General features: G+C 52.2%; 18 protein-coding genes. 12 read left to right on the forward strand and 6 right to left on the reverse strand.

Features of this window, described 5'->3' with window-relative positions:
- Window positions 1-62: 62 nt before the first annotated feature.
- A complete protein-coding gene (cfa, locus tag HV237_RS03095) occupies window positions 63-1,217 on the forward strand; it encodes a cyclopropane fatty acyl phospholipid synthase (protein WP_047358666.1) in 1,155 nt (384 codons plus the stop codon).
- A gap of 65 nt (window positions 1,218-1,282) precedes the next feature.
- Here the strand turns inward: cfa and HV237_RS03100 are convergent, their stop codons facing one another.
- The gene (locus HV237_RS03100) at window positions 1,283-2,941 is read right to left on the reverse strand and encodes a glycerone kinase (protein WP_047358665.1); all 1,659 of its coding nucleotides are present in this window, start codon (window positions 2,939-2,941) and stop codon (window positions 1,283-1,285) included.
- A gap of 561 nt (window positions 2,942-3,502) precedes the next feature.
- Here HV237_RS03100 and HV237_RS03105 point away from each other — a divergent pair.
- On the forward strand, window positions 3,503-4,600 hold the full coding sequence (locus tag HV237_RS03105) for a glycerol dehydrogenase (protein WP_016154586.1): 1,098 nt from the start codon (window positions 3,503-3,505) through the stop codon (window positions 4,598-4,600).
- Window positions 4,601-4,692: 92 nt separating this feature from the next.
- The gene (gene dhaR / locus HV237_RS03110) at window positions 4,693-6,618 is read left to right on the forward strand and encodes a dihydroxyacetone kinase operon transcriptional regulator DhaR (RefSeq protein ID WP_016154585.1); all 1,926 of its coding nucleotides are present in this window, start codon (window positions 4,693-4,695) and stop codon (window positions 6,616-6,618) included.
- Here the strand turns inward: dhaR and HV237_RS03115 are convergent.
- From HV237_RS03115 to HV237_RS03130, 4 genes are read right to left on the reverse strand one after another with little or no spacing between them, the layout of a single operon-like run.
- Window positions 6,596-7,126, reverse strand: a complete 531-nt coding sequence (locus HV237_RS03115) for a cob(I)yrinic acid a,c-diamide adenosyltransferase (protein WP_016157513.1) — start codon at window positions 7,124-7,126, stop codon at window positions 6,596-6,598. The two genes, dhaR and HV237_RS03115, sit on opposite strands and share 23 nt — an antisense overlap.
- Window positions 7,127-7,480, reverse strand: coding sequence for a glycerol dehydratase reactivase beta/small subunit family protein (locus tag HV237_RS03120; protein WP_046276246.1), 354 nt, complete (start codon window positions 7,478-7,480; stop codon window positions 7,127-7,129). It lies immediately after the preceding gene.
- A 16-nt stretch (window positions 7,481-7,496) separates the two neighbouring features.
- Window positions 7,497-8,660 (reverse strand): 1,3-propanediol dehydrogenase, encoded by a 1,164-nt coding sequence (gene dhaT, locus HV237_RS03125; protein ID WP_181541673.1) that lies wholly within the window; start codon window positions 8,658-8,660, stop codon window positions 7,497-7,499.
- A gap of 22 nt (window positions 8,661-8,682) precedes the next feature.
- A complete protein-coding gene (locus HV237_RS03130; RefSeq protein ID WP_047358664.1) occupies window positions 8,683-9,111 on the reverse strand; it encodes a heme-binding protein in 429 nt (142 codons plus the stop codon).
- Between the two features lie 391 nt (window positions 9,112-9,502).
- Here HV237_RS03130 and HV237_RS03135 point away from each other — a divergent pair, with 391 nt between their 5' ends.
- The 7 genes from HV237_RS03135 (at window position 9,503) to HV237_RS03165 (ending at window position 16,903) form a co-directional block, all read left to right on the forward strand.
- The gene (locus tag HV237_RS03135) at window positions 9,503-11,170 is read left to right on the forward strand and encodes a propanediol/glycerol family dehydratase large subunit (RefSeq protein ID WP_016154580.1); all 1,668 of its coding nucleotides are present in this window, start codon (window positions 9,503-9,505) and stop codon (window positions 11,168-11,170) included.
- 11 nt (window positions 11,171-11,181) lie between these two features.
- The gene (locus HV237_RS03140) at window positions 11,182-11,766 is read left to right on the forward strand and encodes a propanediol/glycerol family dehydratase medium subunit (RefSeq protein WP_047358663.1); all 585 of its coding nucleotides are present in this window, start codon (window positions 11,182-11,184) and stop codon (window positions 11,764-11,766) included.
- Window positions 11,767-11,768: 2 nt separating this feature from the next.
- A complete protein-coding gene (locus HV237_RS03145; protein WP_047358662.1) occupies window positions 11,769-12,197 on the forward strand; it encodes a diol dehydratase small subunit in 429 nt (142 codons plus the stop codon).
- A gap of 10 nt (window positions 12,198-12,207) precedes the next feature.
- Complete coding sequence (locus HV237_RS03150; protein ID WP_047358661.1) at window positions 12,208-14,019, forward strand: diol dehydratase reactivase subunit alpha; 1,812 nt, start codon at window positions 12,208-12,210, stop codon at window positions 14,017-14,019.
- 113 nt (window positions 14,020-14,132) lie between these two features.
- Complete coding sequence (locus HV237_RS03155) at window positions 14,133-14,456, forward strand: DUF1889 family protein (RefSeq protein ID WP_071524484.1); 324 nt, start codon at window positions 14,133-14,135, stop codon at window positions 14,454-14,456.
- A 511-nt stretch (window positions 14,457-14,967) separates the two neighbouring features.
- A complete protein-coding gene (locus HV237_RS03160) occupies window positions 14,968-16,284 on the forward strand; it encodes a site-specific integrase (RefSeq protein ID WP_181541674.1) in 1,317 nt (438 codons plus the stop codon).
- Window positions 16,285-16,288: 4 nt separating this feature from the next.
- A complete protein-coding gene (locus HV237_RS03165) occupies window positions 16,289-16,903 on the forward strand; it encodes a Fic family protein (RefSeq protein ID WP_181541676.1) in 615 nt (204 codons plus the stop codon).
- On the opposite strand, the gene HV237_RS03170 is transcribed toward HV237_RS03165, so the two are convergent.
- Window positions 16,900-17,058, reverse strand: a complete 159-nt coding sequence (locus HV237_RS03170) for a hypothetical protein (protein ID WP_181218211.1) — start codon at window positions 17,056-17,058, stop codon at window positions 16,900-16,902. The two genes, HV237_RS03165 and HV237_RS03170, sit on opposite strands and share 4 nt — an antisense overlap.
- Window positions 17,059-17,291: 233 nt before the next feature.
- Between HV237_RS03170 and HV237_RS03175 the strand changes: the two genes are divergently transcribed.
- Complete coding sequence (locus HV237_RS03175) at window positions 17,292-18,371, forward strand: hypothetical protein (RefSeq protein WP_059444733.1); 1,080 nt, start codon at window positions 17,292-17,294, stop codon at window positions 18,369-18,371.
- Window positions 18,372-18,477: 106 nt separating this feature from the next.
- Window positions 18,478-18,714, forward strand: coding sequence for an AlpA family phage regulatory protein (locus HV237_RS03180; RefSeq protein ID WP_048218657.1), 237 nt, complete (start codon window positions 18,478-18,480; stop codon window positions 18,712-18,714).
- The last annotated feature ends 55 nt before the right edge of the window (window positions 18,715-18,769 follow it).

Below are 18,769 nucleotides of genomic sequence, written 5' to 3' on the forward strand. Positions count from 1 at the left end.
ATACACTCTTTTTTCCATAATAATCTTGCGTAAGAATTTTTAGCCCACCTTTGGTAAATACCATGAACTCGCTTTGTTCAGATGCTGTCATCGTCAATGAAACAAATGATAACTGGACCCGAATGGGAAAAGAGCTGCTTTCGCAAGCGGATATCAGGATTAATGGCACCCGTGCCTGGGACATTCAACTTCATCATGCCGGTTTCTTTAAACGGGTACTGCAACAAGGCTCGTTAGGGCTTGGCGAAAGCTATATGGAAGGCTGGTGGGACTGCGAGCGGCTCGATATTCTGTTCTGCAAAATCCTGAAAGCAAAACTTGACCAGCAGATGCCGGGTAACCTGAAAGATATTTTACGTATTGCCAGCGCACGCCTGTTTAATTTGCAGTCGCGGAGCCGCGCGTGGATTGTCGGCAAAGAACATTATGATATTGGTAACGATCTCTTTGCGCTGATGCTTGATCCGCATATGCAATATTCCTGCGCTTACTGGAAAGATGCGACCACATTAGACGATGCGCAAAATGCTAAATTAAAAATGATCTGTGAGAAGCTACAACTTAAACCGGGCATGCGTTTACTCGATATTGGTTGTGGCTGGGGTGGGCTGGCGGAATATGCGGCGCGTCATTATGGCGTGGCGGTGGAAGGCGTCACCATTTCCAAAGAGCAGCAAAAAATGGCGCAGCAGCGCTGTGAAGGACTGGACGTTAACATTCTGCTGCAGGATTATCGCGACCTCGATAAACACTACGATCGCATTGTCTCCGTGGGGATGTTTGAACATGTCGGGCCAAAAAACTACGACACCTATTTCAGCATCGCCGACCGTTGTTTAAAACCGGACGGACTGTTCCTGCTACATACCATTGGTAGCAATAAAAAAGGGATGAGCGTCGATCCGTGGATCAATAAATACATTTTCCCGAACGGCTGCTTACCGGCGATCTCCCATATTGCCGAAGCCAGCGAATCACGGTTTGTGATGGAAGACTGGCATAACTTTGGCAGCGATTACGATAAAACGCTGATGGCGTGGCACGAGCGCTTTAATCAAGCATGGCCGGAGCTGTCATCACGTTATTCCGCCACCTTCAGAAGAATGTTTAACTACTATTTATGCGCCTGCGCCGGGGCTTTCCGCGCCAGAGATATTGAACTTTGGCAGGTGCTGTTTAGTCGCGGCGTAGAGGGCGGGATCCGCGTTTATCGTTAACGTTCTGCCTGATAAGCGAAGCGCCATCAGGCAGTAAATACCTGAGAAGCGCTCCTTGTTACATCTTAGCCCAGCTCACTCTCCGCTAGCGCTTTAAACACCATCGCTACGGCGTGCGCGCCGGGGTCCATGTTTCCGAGCAGGCTTTCGCTGCTCAGATACGATGCGCGACCCGCATTGGCTTTGCTCGACAAACAGGTTCGTTCGGCTCCCGCTTGCGCGGCGTCGAATGCGGCCTGCAGATTTTTCGGCTGTGTGAGCAGCGAGGTCAGGGCTGGTTGCAGCGCATCAATCATCGTGCGATCGCCTTCGTCTGCGCCGCCGTAGAACTTCATCTGCGCCAGCCCCGTATTTAGCGCTTCGACAACGTTAGCGCCCTGTTCCAGTTTCTGCCCGGCGGCGGTAAAGAAGATTGACATCAGCACACCGCTGGAACCGCCCATCACCACAGTCAGACGTTCGCCAATCAGCGCGAACAGCGTGGCAAGGTTATCCAGCGGCAGCTGCTGGCGATGCTGCAGGCTGGCAATTTCACGCGCGCCGGCGGCAAAGGTCGAACCGGTATCGCCATCGCCGACTTTGGCGTCCAGCGCATTCAGATGAGTCTCCAGATCGGAAAGGGTTGCGGTGACCAGCTCCACAACCCCGGCCACCAGGACGTTTGCCGAAGGCTGGAATTCCACGCGGGCGCTACGCTGAGATGACGCTACACAGGTGATTTCACGCGGTGGGACCGGCGTCGGCCAGTTGCTGGTTTCCACTTCGGTGAGCAGTGCTTTTTCGATGCTCTCTTCCAGCACGATGGCCGTCAGTGAGAAGCCTTTCATATCCAGCGCGGTGACCAGCGAGGCCGGGCCAATTAGCCAGTCGATACGCGAGTGCAGCGGGCTGCTGGCGAGTTCGCGGGTGATGATGGCCATTTCGGCCACGGAAACGCCGCCAAGATTATTAATCATCACCGCCAGACGACCGGTTTCAGGCAGGGCGGCCAGCAGTTTATCCACCATCAGGTTTACCACTTGCGCACTGTTTTGGGTGTCGATAACCGATGCGCCTGGTTCGCCGTGAATGCCCATACCCAGCTCCGCATGACCCGGATGATGACGAGGGGCTGCGTCGGTTTCTTGCGGCAGATGACAGCTGGAAAGCGCTACGCCCAGGCTAAAGGTGTTGCTGGCTGCGTACTGCGCTTCACGCAGGACGGTGGCGAGGTTATAGCCGCGTTCGGCAAAATAGCCTGCGATTTTATGCACCAGGATAGTTCCCGCAATGCCACGTGGGTGTTTGTTATCCGGCAGGGAGATGTCGTCGCCGACAATCAGCATTTCAACGTTATAGCCAAGGCGACGCGCCTTCTCGGCGGCGAGACCGAAATTAAGACGGTCACCGGTGTAGTTTTTCACAATCAACAAACAGCCAGCCTCACCGGTCACCGCCTGAATGGCGGTCAGTACTGCATCCACGCTCGGGGAGGCGAAAACATCGCCGCAGACCGCAGCGGTTAGCATGCCTTTACCGATAAACCCAACGTGCGCGGGTTCGTGTCCCGAACCGCCGCCGGAAATGACCGCTACGTTATTTTTATTAAGGTCACGACGGACTACGATGCGAATGGCCGGATCGCTTTCCAGACGCGCCAGGTTATTCCATGGGCTGGCGATAATCGCCCCGTCGATGACGTCGCTCACGAGATGGGTGCGTTGGTTAAAAAAGAATTGAGACATAACGGCTCCTCGAGGTTGAGTGAAAGACAAACCCCCGAATGTAGGATCATGGTGCGGAGGCAATGAAGAGATTCTGGCGAAGTCAGCGTGGAAAAAAACAACGCTAAAATGAGTTTCATTACGGAACGTTGATGCTGTTTTTTGTTCCGAAATGAAACTTAAAAAAGCTGGGAATGATCATAATGCGAGCTCGCTCGACTTTTTTCTCCTGCGATCAGCGCCGCTCATACGGCGCAGCCAGCCTTTTTTTGCCGGTTTTAATATAACTGCATGAGTAAAAGAGGAACTGAGCTTCGTGTTTGCCGGAGATTTGGGGGTAAATGTACGGATCGGGATCGCAAACCTTATCATTTTTGTGGATAAGCGTTCCAGAATGGAACGTGCGTCGTTTTTATCTGTTTCATATCAGAACAAAATGACGAAAGATTTTTTTGTTCACGCCTCGCCATACAGTTATTGCATCGCTCCGGTACCTCCTGTTTTTGCCGACAGCAACAGGCCAAACAGGTTAACGCCAGGGCTCACCATGTAAAAACATGTACTTATTTGAGGATGAAAGGAATGCTAAAAGTTATTCAATCTCCAGCCAAATATCTCCAGGGCCCTGACGCTTCCACCTTATTTGGTCAATACGCTAAAAATCTGGCGGACAGCTTTTTCGTGATTGCGGATGACTTCGTGATGAAGCTGGCGGGAGAGAAGGTTCTCAATGGCCTGCACAGCCACGACATTAGCTGCCACGCGGAACGCTTCAACGGTGAATGCAGCCATATTGAAATTAATCGCCTGATTGCCATTCTGAAACAGCACGGTTGCCGCGGCGTGGTTGGGATTGGCGGCGGGAAAACGTTGGATACCGCCAAAGCGATTGGTTACTACCAGAAGCTACCGGTGGTGGTGATCCCGACTATCGCCTCTACCGATGCGCCAACCAGCGCGCTGTCGGTTATCTATACCGAAGCCGGTGAGTTTGAAGAGTATCTGATCTACCCGAAAAACCCGGATATGGTGGTGATGGACACCGCAATCATTGCCAAAGCGCCGGTACGCCTGCTGGTGGCCGGGATGGGCGATGCGCTCTCAACCTGGTTTGAAGCGAAAGCCTGTTATGACGCCAGAGCGACCAGCATGGCGGGCGGACAGTCCACCGTAGCGGCGCTGAGCCTGGCGCGCCTGTGCTATGATACCCTGCTGGCGGAAGGCGAAAAGGCACGCTTTGCCGCGCAGGCTGGCGTGGTGACTGATGCGCTGGAGCGTATTGTCGAAGCGAACACTTACCTCAGCGGCATCGGCTTTGAAAGCAGCGGTCTTGCAGGGGCGCATGCTATCCACAACGGTTTTACGATTCTGGAAGAGTGTCACCATTTGTACCACGGTGAAAAAGTCGCCTTTGGTACGCTGGCGCAGCTGGTGCTGCAAAACAGCCCGATGGAAGAGATCGAAACCGTGCTGAATTTCTGTCAGAAAGTAGGCCTGCCGGTAACGTTAGCGGAAATGGGCGTGAAAGACGACATTGACGGCAAGATCATGGCCGTGGCCAAAGCGACCTGCGCGGAAGGTGAAACCATCCACAATATGCCGTTCCCGGTGACGCCTGAGAGCGTACATGCCGCGATACTGACGGCAGACCTGCTGGGACAGCAGTGGCTGGCGCGTTAATCAGTCGTCGGTAAGTTTTTATCCGGCATCTTCTCCCCCCTCTGACAGTCTCTGCCGGAGGGGTTGTCTATGGTAAAACAGCGGAAAGGGATATGACGACGCACACTCAGGACATTGGGAAGGAAGTCTCTTCGGTCATTGCCCAGTCATGGCATCGTTGCAGCAAGTTTATGCAGCGGGAAACCTGGCAGGCGCCGCATCAGGCGCAGGGCCTGACCTTTGAGTCGATCTGTCGTCGCAAAACAGCGCTGCTGACGATTGCTCAGGCCGCGCTGGAAGATGCCTGGGAGTTTATGGACGGCCGTCCGTGCGCGCTGTTAATTCTGGATGAATCAGCTTGTATTCTCAGCCGTTGCGGCGATCCGCAGACGGTGGAGCAACTGGCGGAGCTCGGTTTTCGCGACGGCAGTTACTGTGCGGAAAGCATTATTGGCAGCTGCGCGTTGTCGCTGGCGACGATGCCGGGGCAACCGACAAAAACCTCTGGCGATCAACACTTTAAACAGGCGTTGCATCCGTGGTCGTTCTGCTCTACGCCAGTATTCGATAACCATGGTCGACTGTTTGGCTCCATCTCGCTGTGCTGTCTGGTAGAGCATGAGTGCGTTTCTGATTTATCCCTGACGCTGGCGATTGCCAGAGAAGTCGGCAACTCATTGCTGACTGACAGCCTGCTGGCTGAATCCAACCGCCATCTGAACCAGATGTACGGGCTGCTGGAGAGTATGGATGATGGCGTGATGGCCTGGAACGAACAGGGCGTATTGCAGTTCCTCAATGCGCGCGCGGCTCTGCTTTTGCATCTCGACGCGCAGGCCAGCCAGGGGAAGAATATTAACGACCTGCTCAATCTCCCCATGCTGCTGCGTCGGGCGATCAAACATGCCCGCGGCCTGAATCATGTCGAAGTCACCTTTGAAAGCCAGCACCAGTTTGTTGATGCCGTCATCACCCTGAAACCGATTGTTGAAGAGCAGGGCAACAGCTTTATCCTGCTGCTGCATCCGGTGGAGCAAATGCGTCAACTGATGACCAGCCAGCTCGGCAAGGTGAGCCACACCTTTGAGCAGATGTCGACAGACGATCCAGAAACCCGACGTTTGATCCACTTTGGTCGTCAGGCGGCGAGGGGAAGTTTCCCGATCCTGCTGTGCGGGGAAGAGGGCGTCGGTAAAGAGCTACTGAGTCAGGCCATTCACAATGAAAGCGAACGCGCCAGCGGGCCGTATATCGCCGTGAACTGCCAGCTGTATGCCAACAGCGTACTGGGGCAGGATTTTATGGGCAGTGCGCCCACTGATGATGAAAACGGGCGGCTAAGCCGTCTTGAACTGGCGAACGGCGGCACGCTGTTTCTGGAAAAAATTGAATATCTGGCGCCGGAGTTACAATCCGCGTTGCTGCAGGTGATTAAGCAGGGCGTTTTAACCCGCCTGGATGCCCGGCGGCTGATTCCGGTGGATGTCAAAGTGATCGCTACCACCACGGTTGATCTCGCGAATCTGGTGGAGCAAAACCGCTTTAGCCGTCAGTTGTATTACGCGCTGCACTCTTTTGAGATCGTTATCCCGCCGCTGCGGGCGCGGCGTAACAGTATTCCATCGCTGATTTATACGCGGTTGAATAGCCTGAAAAAACGCTTTTCATCCAGCCTGAAGATCGACGACGACGCATTGGCACAGCTGGTGGCCTATTCGTGGCCGGGTAATGATTTTGAGCTGAACAGCATTATTGAAAACATCGCCATCAGCAGTGATAACGGCCATATTCGGCTGAGCAATCTGCCGGATTATCTGTTTGCCGAACGCCCTGGTCTGGAGACGGCATCTTCACTGCTGCCCGCCAGCCTGACCTTTACCGCCATCGAGAAAGAGGCGATTATCCATGCCGCCCGCGTGACCAGTGGGCGTGTTCAGGAGATGTCGCAACTGCTGAATATTGGTCGCACCACCTTGTGGCGTAAGATGAAGCAGTACGACATTGATGCCAGCCAGTTTAAGCGCAAACATCTGGAGTAGTTTCTTCGATTCTGGCCATCGAGAACAGCGCATCCGACAGCCGGTTGATATAACGCCTGGCCTCATCGCGTAACGTCAGCGTTCTGCCCATCGCGATGAGGATCCGCTCCAGCCGACGCGTCAGGGTTCGCGCAACGTGCAGCTGTGCCGATGCCAGATTTTTCCCCGGAATAACAAATTCTTTGAGCGGGCCGCTTTGCGCCATATTGCGGTCAATAAGCTGCTCCAGCGCCTGAATATCCTCTTCGCCAATACGCTGTTTTAAGCGTGTGAGTCCTTTCTGATCGCTGGCGAGTTCCGCCCCCAGTACGAACAGCATCTTCTGCATAGCGTGCAATTCCTGGCGTAGCTCGGCCTGGCGCGTGCTGGCATAGCAGACGCCAAGCTGGGAAATCAGTTCATCCACCGTGCCGTAGGCCTCAACGCGGATGTCGTCTTTATCGATACGGCTGCCGCCAAACAGCGCGGTCGTGCCGTTATCGCCGGTTCGGGTATAGATGCGGTACATTTATTTTATCTCGCTGAGAGGAAGAACTTTAACCAGTTGACCGGCATTGGCGCCGAGCGTGCGGATCTGTGCTGTCCCGACGCGGGTATGCCCGCAGACCAGCGCCCGATCCTCGGGCAACTGGGCATGGGTTAAGGCAATATCACCGGTGGCGTTGAGACCGAGACCCACGCGCAGCGTCGAACTTTTGGCCGCCAGTTTGCCGAGCGCCAGCGCGCAGTCATGATCGTCGCAACAGATTGCCCGGCAGGGAACGCCTTGCTCTTCCAGCCCCCAACACAGCTCATCAAGCACGCGAGTACCCTGCCAGCGTGAGTGATAAAACAGATGTACACCCGGTGATGAAAGTGACATTGCGCCCCCTGCGTTATCAGAATGCCTGACGGAAGAACTCGGCAATTTCTTTCTCGTTCCCTTTGCGCGGGTTGGAGAAGGCGTTGCCGTCCTTCAGCGCCATTTCCGCCATATACGGGAAATCGGCTTCTTTGACGCCCAGATCGCGCAGATGCTGCGGAATACCGATGTCGGCGGAGAGGCGGGCAATAGCATGAATGGCCAGCTCGGCGGCATCCATGGTGGAGAGTCCGTCCGTGTTCTCGCCCATAAACTCTGCGATGTCGGCAAATTTTTCCGGGTTAGCGATCAGGTTATAGCGCGCTACGTGCGGCAGCAGTACGGCATTCGCCACGCCGTGCGGCATGTCGTAAAGACCGCCAAGCTGATGCGCCATCGCGTGAACGTAGCCGAGGTTGGCGTTGTTGAAGGCCATACCCGCCAGCAGGGAGGCGTAGGCCATGTTCTCGCGAGCTTTCAGGTTGCTGCCCAGCGCCACGGCCTGACGCAAGTTACGGGCGATCAGGCGGATCGCCTGGATAGCGGCAGCGTCGGTGACCGGGTTGGCATCTTTGGAAATGTAGGCTTCCACGGCGTGGGTCAGGGCGTCCATCCCGGTGGCCGCAGTCAGTGGGGCTGGCTTGCCGAGCATCAGCAGCGGATCGTTAATGGAGACCGACGGCAGGTTGCGCCAGCTGACAATCACAAACTTCACTTTGGTTTTGGTATTGGTCAGCACGCAGTGGCGGGTGACTTCGCTGGCGGTCCCGGCAGTGGTATTCACCGCAACGATCGGCGGCAGCGGGTTGGTCAGGGTTTCAATCCCGGCATAGCTGTAGAGATCCCCTTCGTGAGTCGCGGCGATACCGATGCCTTTACCGCAGTCATGCGGGCTACCGCCGCCAACGGTAACGATGATGTCGCAATGCTCTTTCCGAAAGACCTCCAGGCCGTCGCGCACGTTGGTGTCTTTGGGGTTTGGCTCAACGCCGTCAAAAACCACGACGTCAATACCGGCTTCACGCAGATGTGTGAGGGTTTTATCTACCGCGCCGTCTTTAATCGCCCGCAGACCTTTATCAGTGACCAGCAGCGCTTTTTTACCGCCCAACAGTTTGCAGCGTTCGCCGACCACGGAAATAGCATTGGGGCCAAAGAAGTTCACATTTGGCACCAGGTAATCAAACATACGATAGCTCATAATATACCTTCTTAGATTTAAATTATAATTCAGAGAAACAATTCAATGCGGTTTCTGCTAATAATCTGTCTTGTTCGACGGTACCGCCACTTACGCCAACGGCACCGATTAATTCGCCGTTTAATATGACAGGTAAACCGCCGCCAAAAATAACAATTCGTTGTTGATTGGTGAGCTGCAAGCCATATAGAGAGGCACCTGGTTGTACCGCATCGGTAATTTCATGGGTACCCTGTCGCAGGCAGCAGGCGGTATAAGCTTTATTAAGAGAGATATCACAGCTGGTGACAAACGCGTCGTCCATACGTTGCATTAGCAGCGTGTTCCCGCCGTGATCCACCACGGAAAACACCACCGGAACGTTGATTTCAAGCGCTTTAGCCTCGACGGCCTGCGCCATTTTCTTTGCAGCCGCCAGCGTAATGGTGGCGATTTGTTGGCTCTTATTCACAGTCTCTCCTGAAAAGGTTGTAGGGCTGAGGTCACGAAAATATCGCGCAACAGCTATTTTTATCATTGGCTTTATCTTATTTTCTCGCCCCGCGTTATTAAGTCAATAGGGTGGGAATTTCAAAAATATTACGTTCAGTTTCCTGTTGCGGTGTTTATTGATAATGATCATTTAACCTCGTCACAATTCGCGGTGAATATTCCTGAGCCGCGTTTCAATATGAAACGATGGTTTTTTATTACGTGCCAAATTGGAACGAAATTAATTTTATTTTTTTATTGTCCTGCTCATTTAGAGTTCGGCTATTGCTGATGAAAGGCGAATGCCGGGTGTTGTGTCCCCGGCAATACGGCCCGGCGTCCCTATTTTTTATCTTTTGAGTCCATAAACTATGAGAAGATCAAAACGATTCGAAGTGCTTGCCCAGCGGCCTGTAAATCAGGATGGGCTAATTGGCGAATGGCCTGAAGAGGGGCTGATCGCAATGGAAAGCCCTTACGATCCGGCTTCGTCGGTGAAGGTGGAAAATGGTCGTATTGTTGAGCTGGACGGCAAGAGCCGCGCCGAGTTCGACATGATTGACCGGTTCATTGCCGATTACGCGATTAACGTGCCCGAGGCCGAGCGCGCCATGCAGCTCGACGCGCTGGAGATCGCCAGAATGCTGGTGGATATCCACGTCAGTCGGGAAGAGATCATTGCCATTACGACTGCCATCACCCCGGCGAAAGCGGTGGAGGTGATGGCGCAAATGAACGTGGTGGAGATGATGATGGCGCTGCAAAAAATGCGCGCCAGACGCACCCCATCCAATCAGTGCCACGTGACCAACCTGAAAGATAACCCGGTACAGATTGCTGCCGACGCTGCTGAAGCGGGGATCCGTGGCTTTTCCGAACAGGAAACAACGGTCGGGATCGCCCGCTATGCGCCGTTTAACGCCCTGGCGCTGCTGGTGGGGTCCCAATGCGGTCGCCCCGGCGTGCTGACGCAATGCTCCGTTGAAGAGGCCACGGAGCTGGAACTGGGAATGCGCGGGCTAACCAGCTACGCCGAAACGGTGTCGGTATATGGCACGGAGTCGGTGTTTACCGATGGCGATGATACGCCGTGGTCAAAAGCGTTTCTTGCCTCGGCGTATGCTTCTCGTGGTCTGAAGATGCGCTACACCTCCGGCACCGGTTCGGAAGCGCTGATGGGCTATTCCGAAAGTAAATCGATGCTTTATCTGGAGTCGCGTTGCATTTTTATCACCAAAGGCGCGGGCGTACAGGGGTTACAAAACGGTGCGGTCAGCTGTATCGGCATGACCGGCGCTGTGCCGTCGGGGATTCGCGCGGTGCTGGCGGAAAACCTGATTGCCTCGATGCTCGACCTTGAAGTGGCCTCCGCCAATGACCAGACCTTTTCCCACTCCGATATTCGTCGTACTGCCCGCACCCTGATGCAGATGCTGCCGGGCACCGACTTTATCTTCTCCGGCTATAGCGCGGTACCGAACTACGACAACATGTTTGCCGGGTCGAACTTCGACGCTGAAGACTTCGATGATTACAACATTCTGCAACGCGATCTGATGGTTGATGGGGGCCTGCGTCCGGTCACGGAAGAGGAGACAATCGCCATTCGCAATAAGGCCGCGCGCGCCATTCAGGCGGTGTTCCGCGAACTGGGCCTGCCGCTGATTAGCGATGAAGAGGTGGAGGCCGCCACTTACGCTCACGGCAGCAAAGATATGCCCGCGCGCAATGTGGTGGAAGATTTGGCTGCCGTGGAAGAGATGATGAAACGCAATATCACCGGGCTGGATATCGTCGGCGCGTTGAGTTCCAGCGGCTTCGAAGACATCGCCAGCAATATCCTCAACATGCTGAGGCAGCGTGTTACTGGTGATTACCTGCAAACGTCGGCCATTCTGGATCGTCAGTTCGACGTCGTCAGCGCCGTTAATGACATCAACGACTATCAGGGACCCGGCACCGGCTATCGCATCTCTGCCGAACGTTGGGCGGAAATTAAAAATATTGCGGGCGTGGTTCAGCCCGGCTCGATCGAATAAGGCGGTACACAGTGGAATGCACAACTGAACGTAAGCCGGTTTTCACCTTACAGGTGAGCGAAGGCGAGGCGGCTAAAGTGGACGAACGCGTGGATGAAGTCGTGATAGGCGTCGGCCCGGCCTTTGATAAGTATCAGCACAAAACACTGATTGATATGCCGCACAAAGCGATTTTGAAAGAGCTGGTTGCCGGCATTGAAGAAGAGGGGCTGCATGCACGGGTGGTGAGGATTCTGCGCACTTCTGATGTTTCATTTATGGCATGGGATGCGGCAAATCTCAGCGGTTCTGGCATCGGGATTGGTATCCAGTCGAAAGGAACCACGGTGATTCATCAGCGCGATCTGCTGCCTCTGAGCAACCTTGAGCTGTTCTCTCAGGCTCCGCTGCTGACGCTGGAAACCTATCGCCAGATTGGTAAAAACGCCGCGCGCTATGCACGTAAAGAGTCGCCTTCGCCAGTGCCAGTGGTTAATGACCAGATGGTACGCCCCAAATTTATGGCCAAGGCCGCGCTGTTTCATATCAAAGAGACCAAACACGTGGTGCAGGATGCTGCGCCTGTCACGCTGCATATTGCACTCGTAAGGGAATGACCATGAACGACAACATCATGACCGCGCAGGATTATCCATTAGCGACTCGCTGCCCGGAGAAAATCCAGACTCCTACCGGCAAACCGCTAACCGAGATTACCCTTGAGAATGTGCTGGCGGGTCGCGTAGGTCCGCAGGATGTGCGTATTTCTCAGCAAACGCTGGAGTACCAGGCGCAGATTGCCGAACAGATGCAGCGTCACGCCGTGGCGCGTAATTTCCGTCGTGCGGCGGAGCTTATAGCAATCCCGGATGCCCGTATTCTTGAAATTTATAACGCGCTGCGGCCGTTTCGTTCTTCATTCGCCGAGCTTCAGGCCATTGCCGATGAACTGGAACATACCTGGCATGCCACGGTGAACGCCGGGTTTGTCCGCGAGTCGGCAGAGGTGTATCTGCAGAGAAACAAGCTGCGTAAAGGCAGCCAGTGACGGAGGTTGTATGCCGTTAATTGCAGGGATTGATATCGGCAACGCCACCACCGAAGTGGCGTTGGCGCAGCATGGCCGGTTTATCGCCAGCGGAATTGTCGCCACGACCGGTATGAAAGGTACACGGGACAATATTGCCGGGGTGGTGGCCTCCCTGCAGCAGGCGCTGAATAACACCCCGTGGTCGCTTCAGGACGTGGCGAAAATCTGCATCAACGAGGCGGCACCGGTGATTGGCGATGTGGCGATGGAAACCATCACTGAAACCATCATTACCGAATCAACAATGATTGGGCATAACCCGCAAACGCCCGGCGGCGTTGGCGTGGGAATGGGAACCACCATCGCCGTGGAGAAGCTGGCGGCGTTGAGTGAAGATCGGTTTGCCCAGGGCTGGATCCCGCTGGTCGGTGAGGAGAGGGATTTCCTCGAGGCGGTTTGGTATATCAATGAGGCGCTGGATCGCGGGGTCAACGTGGTGGCGGCGATCCTGAAAAAAGATGATGGCGTGCTGGTGAACAATCGTCTGCGTCGAACAATGCCGGTGGTAGATGAAGTCACCCTGCTGGAGAAGGTGCCGGAAGGTGTGCTGGCGGCGGTGGAAGTGGCGGCCCCAGGACAGGTGGTGCGTGTGCTGTCGAATCCTTACGGCATCGCGACCTTCTTTACCCTGACGCCCGAGGAAACGCAAACCATCGTCCCCATCGCCAGGGCGCTAATTGGCAACCGTTCCGCCGTGGTGCTGAAAACCCCGCAGGGTGATGTGCGCTCAAGGGTGATCCCGGCGGGTAAGATCTTTATCCGCGGCGAAAAGCGTGGTGGTGAAGCCGACGTAGCGCAAGGCGCACAGGCCATTATGCAGGCGATGAGCACCTGTGCGCCCGTGTGCGATATTCGTGGTGAAGCAGGTACGCATGCAGGCGGCATGCTGGAGCGGGTGCGTAAAGTGATGGCCTCGCTGACCGGTCACGACATGAACGCGGTGTATATTCAGGATCTGTTGGCGGTGGATACGTTTATTCCCCGCAAGGTGCAGGGCGGTATTGCCGGGGAGTGTTCAATGGAGAACGCCGTAGGCATTGCGGCGATGGTGAAATCCGATCGCTTACAGATGCAGGCCATCGCCAGTGAGCTGAGCGCCCGTTTAAACATCCCGGTTGAAGTCGGCGGAGTGGAGGCCAACATGGCTGTCGCCGGTGCGTTAACAACGCCCGGATGTGCTGCACCGCTGGCGATCCTCGATTTAGGCGCAGGCTCCACCGATGCCGCCATTATCAATAGCGATGGCGTTGTGAAAGCGGTCCATCTGGCTGGCGCGGGGAATATGGTCAGCCTGTTGATTCAAACCGAGCTGGGCTTAAGCGACCAGTTTTTGGCGGAGGAAATTAAAAAATACCCGCTGGCAAAAGTGGAGAGCCTGTTCAGCATTCGCCACGAGAACGGCGCGGTGGAGTTTTTTCGCGAACCGCTCAGTCCGTCAGTGTTTGCCAAAGTCGTTTATCTGAAAGACGGCGAGCTGATCCCCGTAGATAACCAGACCTCGCTGGAAAAAATTCGGTTGGTGCGCCGACAGGCCAAAGAGAAAGTTTTTGTGACCAACTGCCTGCGCGCTTTACGCCAGGTGTCACCCGGCGGCTCTATTCGCGATATGACTTTTGTGGTGCTGGTGGGCGGCTCCTCGCTGGATTTCGAAATCCCGCAGATGATCACCGACGCGCTGGCGCATTACGGCGTGGTTGCCGGACAGGGCAACATCCGTGGTACCGAAGGGCCGCGTAATGCGGTAGCGACCGGGCTGGTTTTGGCCGGGATAGCGAATTAATCGTGCAGAAAACAGCCGCCGCAAGCGTTTAGCTGCGGGGTAAATCAAATAAAGGTGATGTTCTCTTTGATATCCCGGCGGAGTTGGGTACATAGTATAAATGTGTCTCTCACGTGGTTAATTTTAAGGATAAGAGCATGCCAACAGCAATTGAGAAAGCATTGGATTTTATTGGTGGTATGAACACTTCGGCGTCAGTACCCCATTCAATGGATGAAAGTACCGCTAAGGGAATCTTAAAGTATTTGCATGACTTAGGTGTGCCAGCAAGCCCAGAAGCTGTGATGGCACGGGGTGAGCAGGAGGGATGGAATCCCGAGTTCACGAAAAAAGTGGCCGGATGGGCAGAAAAAGTGGCCTCCGGTAACCGCATCCTTATCAAGAACCCAGAGTATTTTTCAACTTATATGCAGGAGCAGCTCAAAGAGCTAGTTTGAGCTGACTATCGAATCAAACTCTAACGGACGTTTCCATCTCTGGATGGCAACGTCCAGAGGGGGACTGTGACCAGCTTGTTGCTGGACAGAGGCATCCCATAATATATCTTCAGGCCCCGCCTGCCGTATTCTTCCCGGCTCTCATTTCACATTTTAGTGCGAACAGATATTGATTTGTTCCAGCAGGAATCCTTTTGGCTCGCGCCAACAGCTACGGAAGAACCCCCAAAAAAAAGGACCTGCGATTTCTCGCAAGTCCTTGAATCTTGGTGGCCCCTGCTGGACTTGAACCAGCGACCAAGCGATTATGAGTCATAAAATTGGCATGTTTTTAATTGTTCGTCATTGTCTCTATTTGTATTTTTAATTGTCTATAATCAATCAGTTATGAAGTTATTTTTGTTTCTGATTGGTTCTCTCATTTCCCCATTGTACTATCCTTACCTGACCCGTTACCTGACCCGAAATGGGCATCGGGTCAGGTAACGCATATTCTTAGAAAGGTAAACTTATGGCCGCTAATCTTACCGAGACTGCTATACGTGGATTGAAGACAAAAAGCACGGCGTACTACGTGTGGAGCAACAGCGCTCAACGTGGTACTGGCAGGCTTGGCGTTAAGGTTCAGCCTTCAGGCAGCAAAGTTTTTTATTTCCGTTACTACGTTGAGAAAGGGAAGAAAGAAAAGTTCATCCAGTTGGGCATCTGGCCTGAGATGAAACTGGTGACGGCCAATGAGCTGGCGAAAAAGTATGGTGCCTGGCTTGTTGAAGGAAAAGAGCCCCAGCAAGAGCTTGAGCAACAGCGCCTGGCCGAACAGCACATCATGCAGATCCATCGTTCTCAAGGATCGTTTGAAGAACTGGTGCATGGTTACGTTAATAAGATGAAGCTCGACAATAAGCGGACCTGGGCCGATGTACTGAAGCGTCTTGAAAAAGAGTGCTATTCAGTCATTCCTCGCGAGACCAAAGCGAAAGATGTCACGCCCTTACAGATCAAAACCATCCTCTCAGGCATTATCCAGCGTGATGCGGTGGTCCATGCAAACCGAATTCGTTCCTATCTGATGGCGGCATTCAACTATGGGCTTAAAGCCGATAACGATCCGATGAATACCAGCGTGGGTATCACGTTTGGTCTTGAAGTTAACCCGGTCTCGGCCATACCGAAACAGTCTTCGGCGGAAAAAGTGGGTGATACATGGTTAACGCTGGAAGAGTTGCGTGTTGTCATGGAACAGTTCGTCGAGGCCACCAACGTTGGGCCGCTGATGCAGCATCTGATTCGCTTCTGTGTTTATGCTGGTGGGCAGCGTCCGTTTGAAATGATTGCCAGCCAGTGGAGTGCTATTGATTGGCAACAAAAGACGTTGCTGGTCATAGCCGATGTATCGAAAAACAAGCGTGAGCATCTGATCCCGCTGACTGAATCGGCACTACAGGAATTAGCCTCAGTTAAAGAGCTGACTAAGGAAAGTAACAGTCCCTATATCTTTCCGTTATCAACGAACGGTGAGCGCCCAGTGCGCACGGATAGTCTGGCGCGTTCCATCATGTATTTTCGGGCCTTTAATCCTGAGTTTAAAGTTTTCACGGCGCGAGATTTACGCCGTACCTGTAAAACGCTGATGGGGGAGGCGGGGATCAGCAAAGAGATCCGCGACCGTATCCAGAATCACGCTTTGAATGACGTCAGCTCGAAACACTATGATCGTTATGATTACTTGCCTGAAAAGCGCAGGGCGCTTGAGATCTGGGAAGATAGGGTCAACAACTATCAGCGACAGCAGGAAAACAACGTTGTGAACTTGTTTGGACGGAGGTAAGAGCTTGGCAAAATATGAGCTTAATTCAGCAGAAGAGCGGTATCAACCGGGCTCTGGAGACCTGGTGCTGGCTAATAAGTTAGGGATCACAGATGAAGAGGAAATGGAGGCGCTGGAATCTGGCCTGCTGCTGATGCTTTATGAACAGCTATTTATCGAAGGCCAGCCGCCAGCGGCGCTGGCTTTTGAGCATATCAGTGGCTGGCATCGTCAATGGCTGGGGAATGTATACGACTGGGCGGGGAGATTGCGTAATGCCAACTTAACCAAGGACGGTTTCCAGTTTGCCGCTGCCGACAGAATTCCACTGCTTCTGGATGGTTTCGAGAGGCAATTTCTATCCAGGTCTGGTGAGCTGAAATCTCTGGCTCGTCCAGAGCTGGTTCGTTATCTGGCTGAATGTCATGTGGAATTTATTTTGATCCATCCATTCAGAGAAGGTAACGGGCGTCTGTCACGGCTTCTTTGCGATGTGCTGGCTGTGTTGGCGGGGAAGGGCTTACTGGACTATAGCCTGTGGGATGAGCACAAGGCATTTTACTTCAGGGCAATACAGGCAGGTGTCTCAGGAAACTACAGCCCTATGATGCAATTGGTGAACGATACCTTGCCAGACTAGCGGGCGAGACCCACGGCTTTCGCCTGCGCCTGATTTTTTTTGAGTTGCTGCTCAATTTTTTGCACAGAAACACCGGTTTCTATCGCAGTCGAACTGGCAACAGTACGATAGATTTGAGTTTTAGTGATCTGGCTGTGTACTGTTTTTTTTGTCATTTTGAAGCCCTCGTTTTGCTGCACTGATTCTAGTTCGGAAGGGAACTGCCCGCAAGGCTGTTATCAGTTAGGAGAAAGTTGTGAATACCGGCACTACTCGTAGAGTAGTACCGTGCTTCTCTTCGCTTGAAATGATGAAAATTCTGTCCTTTCGTTAAATATTTTTTAAATTTATCGCTCCATTTTGATACAATGCCTTGTAAAATATAAGGTTAATGTATTGGTGGTGATAAATGCAAAACAATTCCAATTCCAATTCCAATTCCAATTCCAATTTTTTCGATGCTACTGATCTTTTTAAAATTCCTGAGCAGCTGAATATCCCTGATGGTTTATGTAGTGCTGGTGACTTCTCTAAAAAATTTCATGTGAGACTGGAGGATATCATTTCCACATGGCTGGACAATAAAATTAACTTGTATGTTAATCTTCGTTCAGAATACTGTCGAATCAATCGTTATGCTAATAAAGAAGAACACCGCTACGATACTTTTGACATCAGTGTTGGTAGAGACTTCTATCAACATGAAAAAAGCCCACAGGCTGCCACAAGGAGTTTCATACCTTGCGCTCAATCTGAAATAAAAGAGGATACAAATTTCAATAGGAGTAGTTTTTATAAATATGTTTACAATGGATATGCTAGTGGCTTTTGGCGACTGCAGCCTACCAACACCACTCACTTGGTAAAAGATAATTACAATCTTAAAAATGCTAATGAATTGTGGGATGAAATTCCAGAAGAGGTTAAAGTTTTTGGTCGGGATGATAAGGATTATTTAATTTTTGATAAAAATATCTTTGTCTCTCATGAATGCTTGTATATTGATAACTTTGGGTGCCAAGAATTATCCCGATTTTTTACAATTAAAGAAAATGAAATTCATGAAGTGGAAGGTTATTATATACAAAGCTTTATTGTTTTAATGTTGCTTAAAATAAGTTTTTCAGAAAAAGATGGTAAAATTAATCGTTTAAACGCAGCTGATATATTGAATGTGGTGAGGAATGACTGTCATATATCCTTAAAGGATGTTAGCGATAAAAGTATATCTAGATGGGTTAACGACTCTTTAATAGAAGAGGGACAGTTATCTTTAGCTGTTGAGGATGGTCGCCTTTCTACAGTAAAGGATAATGTTATATATTTGCTTATTAAATACGGTCATGCAAATCGTACATCAAAAGAATTGGCTAATTTATTGAGCAAGGAGGGGGACGGCTATCAATTACAGCAGAGCATTACATCGTCGCAATTAGTGAACTATATTGATGCTCTTGTTCTCAAGTATGCATCACTTCATTTTAAATAAATATCTCAATAAGGTTCTCAATAGACATTAGCTTAATGGGGACCCATCTTCTTTAAATTTTGATTTGAATCGTACAAACTGCCTCTGTCGAAACGAAGGAGGCAGTATGAGTACAACATCTAACATTCCAACCCCTGAACAACGGCAGCAAATTCTGCATGTCTACGGTGAGAAAGGTGACCGTCTGGTCCGGGAAAAAGAGCGCCAGTATATCACTTCGATTTCTCGCTCGACAGCCTGGAAGCTCGAAAAGGCTGGCAAGTTTCCCCAACGTAAATCACTTGGGGCGAAGTCGTGTGGCTGGTTGCTTAGTGATCTTTTGTACTGGATAAATGAAAGATAGTCATCAAAAATTTATTAGAACAACATTAATTATTTCTAAAAGTGAGGCACGATGA

Origin of the sequence: Citrobacter sp. RHBSTW-00570 (assembly GCF_013739755.1) — a bacterium.
GTDB classification, from domain to species: Bacteria; Pseudomonadota; Gammaproteobacteria; order Enterobacterales; family Enterobacteriaceae; genus Citrobacter; species Citrobacter braakii.

Excerpts from the sequence above, each read along its gene's own strand:
- HV237_RS03175 (WP_059444733.1), top strand. The coding sequence starts at position 17,292 with ATGCAAAACAATTCCAATTCCAATTCCAATTCCAATTCCAATTTTTTC.
- HV237_RS03120 (WP_046276246.1), bottom strand. The coding sequence starts at position 7,480 with ATGTCACTTTCATCACCGGGTGTACATCTGTTTTATCACTCACGCTGG.
- dhaT (WP_181541673.1), bottom strand. The coding sequence starts at position 8,660 with ATGAGCTATCGTATGTTTGATTACCTGGTGCCAAATGTGAACTTCTTT.
- dhaR (WP_016154585.1), top strand. The coding sequence starts at position 4,693 with ATGACGACGCACACTCAGGACATTGGGAAGGAAGTCTCTTCGGTCATT.
- HV237_RS03180 (WP_048218657.1), top strand. The coding sequence starts at position 18,478 with ATGAGTACAACATCTAACATTCCAACCCCTGAACAACGGCAGCAAATT.
- HV237_RS03105 (WP_016154586.1), top strand. The coding sequence starts at position 3,503 with ATGCTAAAAGTTATTCAATCTCCAGCCAAATATCTCCAGGGCCCTGAC.
- HV237_RS03135 (WP_016154580.1), top strand. The coding sequence starts at position 9,503 with ATGAGAAGATCAAAACGATTCGAAGTGCTTGCCCAGCGGCCTGTAAAT.
- HV237_RS03145 (WP_047358662.1), top strand. The coding sequence starts at position 11,769 with ATGAACGACAACATCATGACCGCGCAGGATTATCCATTAGCGACTCGC.
- HV237_RS03150 (WP_047358661.1), top strand. The coding sequence starts at position 12,208 with ATGCCGTTAATTGCAGGGATTGATATCGGCAACGCCACCACCGAAGTG.
- HV237_RS03100 (WP_047358665.1), bottom strand. The coding sequence starts at position 2,941 with ATGTCTCAATTCTTTTTTAACCAACGCACCCATCTCGTGAGCGACGTC.
- HV237_RS03115 (WP_016157513.1), bottom strand. The coding sequence starts at position 7,126 with ATGTACCGCATCTATACCCGAACCGGCGATAACGGCACGACCGCGCTG.
- HV237_RS03170 (WP_181218211.1), bottom strand. The coding sequence starts at position 17,058 with ATGACAAAAAAAACAGTACACAGCCAGATCACTAAAACTCAAATCTAT.
- HV237_RS03160 (WP_181541674.1), top strand. The coding sequence starts at position 14,968 with ATGGCCGCTAATCTTACCGAGACTGCTATACGTGGATTGAAGACAAAA.
- cfa (WP_047358666.1), top strand. The coding sequence starts at position 63 with ATGAACTCGCTTTGTTCAGATGCTGTCATCGTCAATGAAACAAATGAT.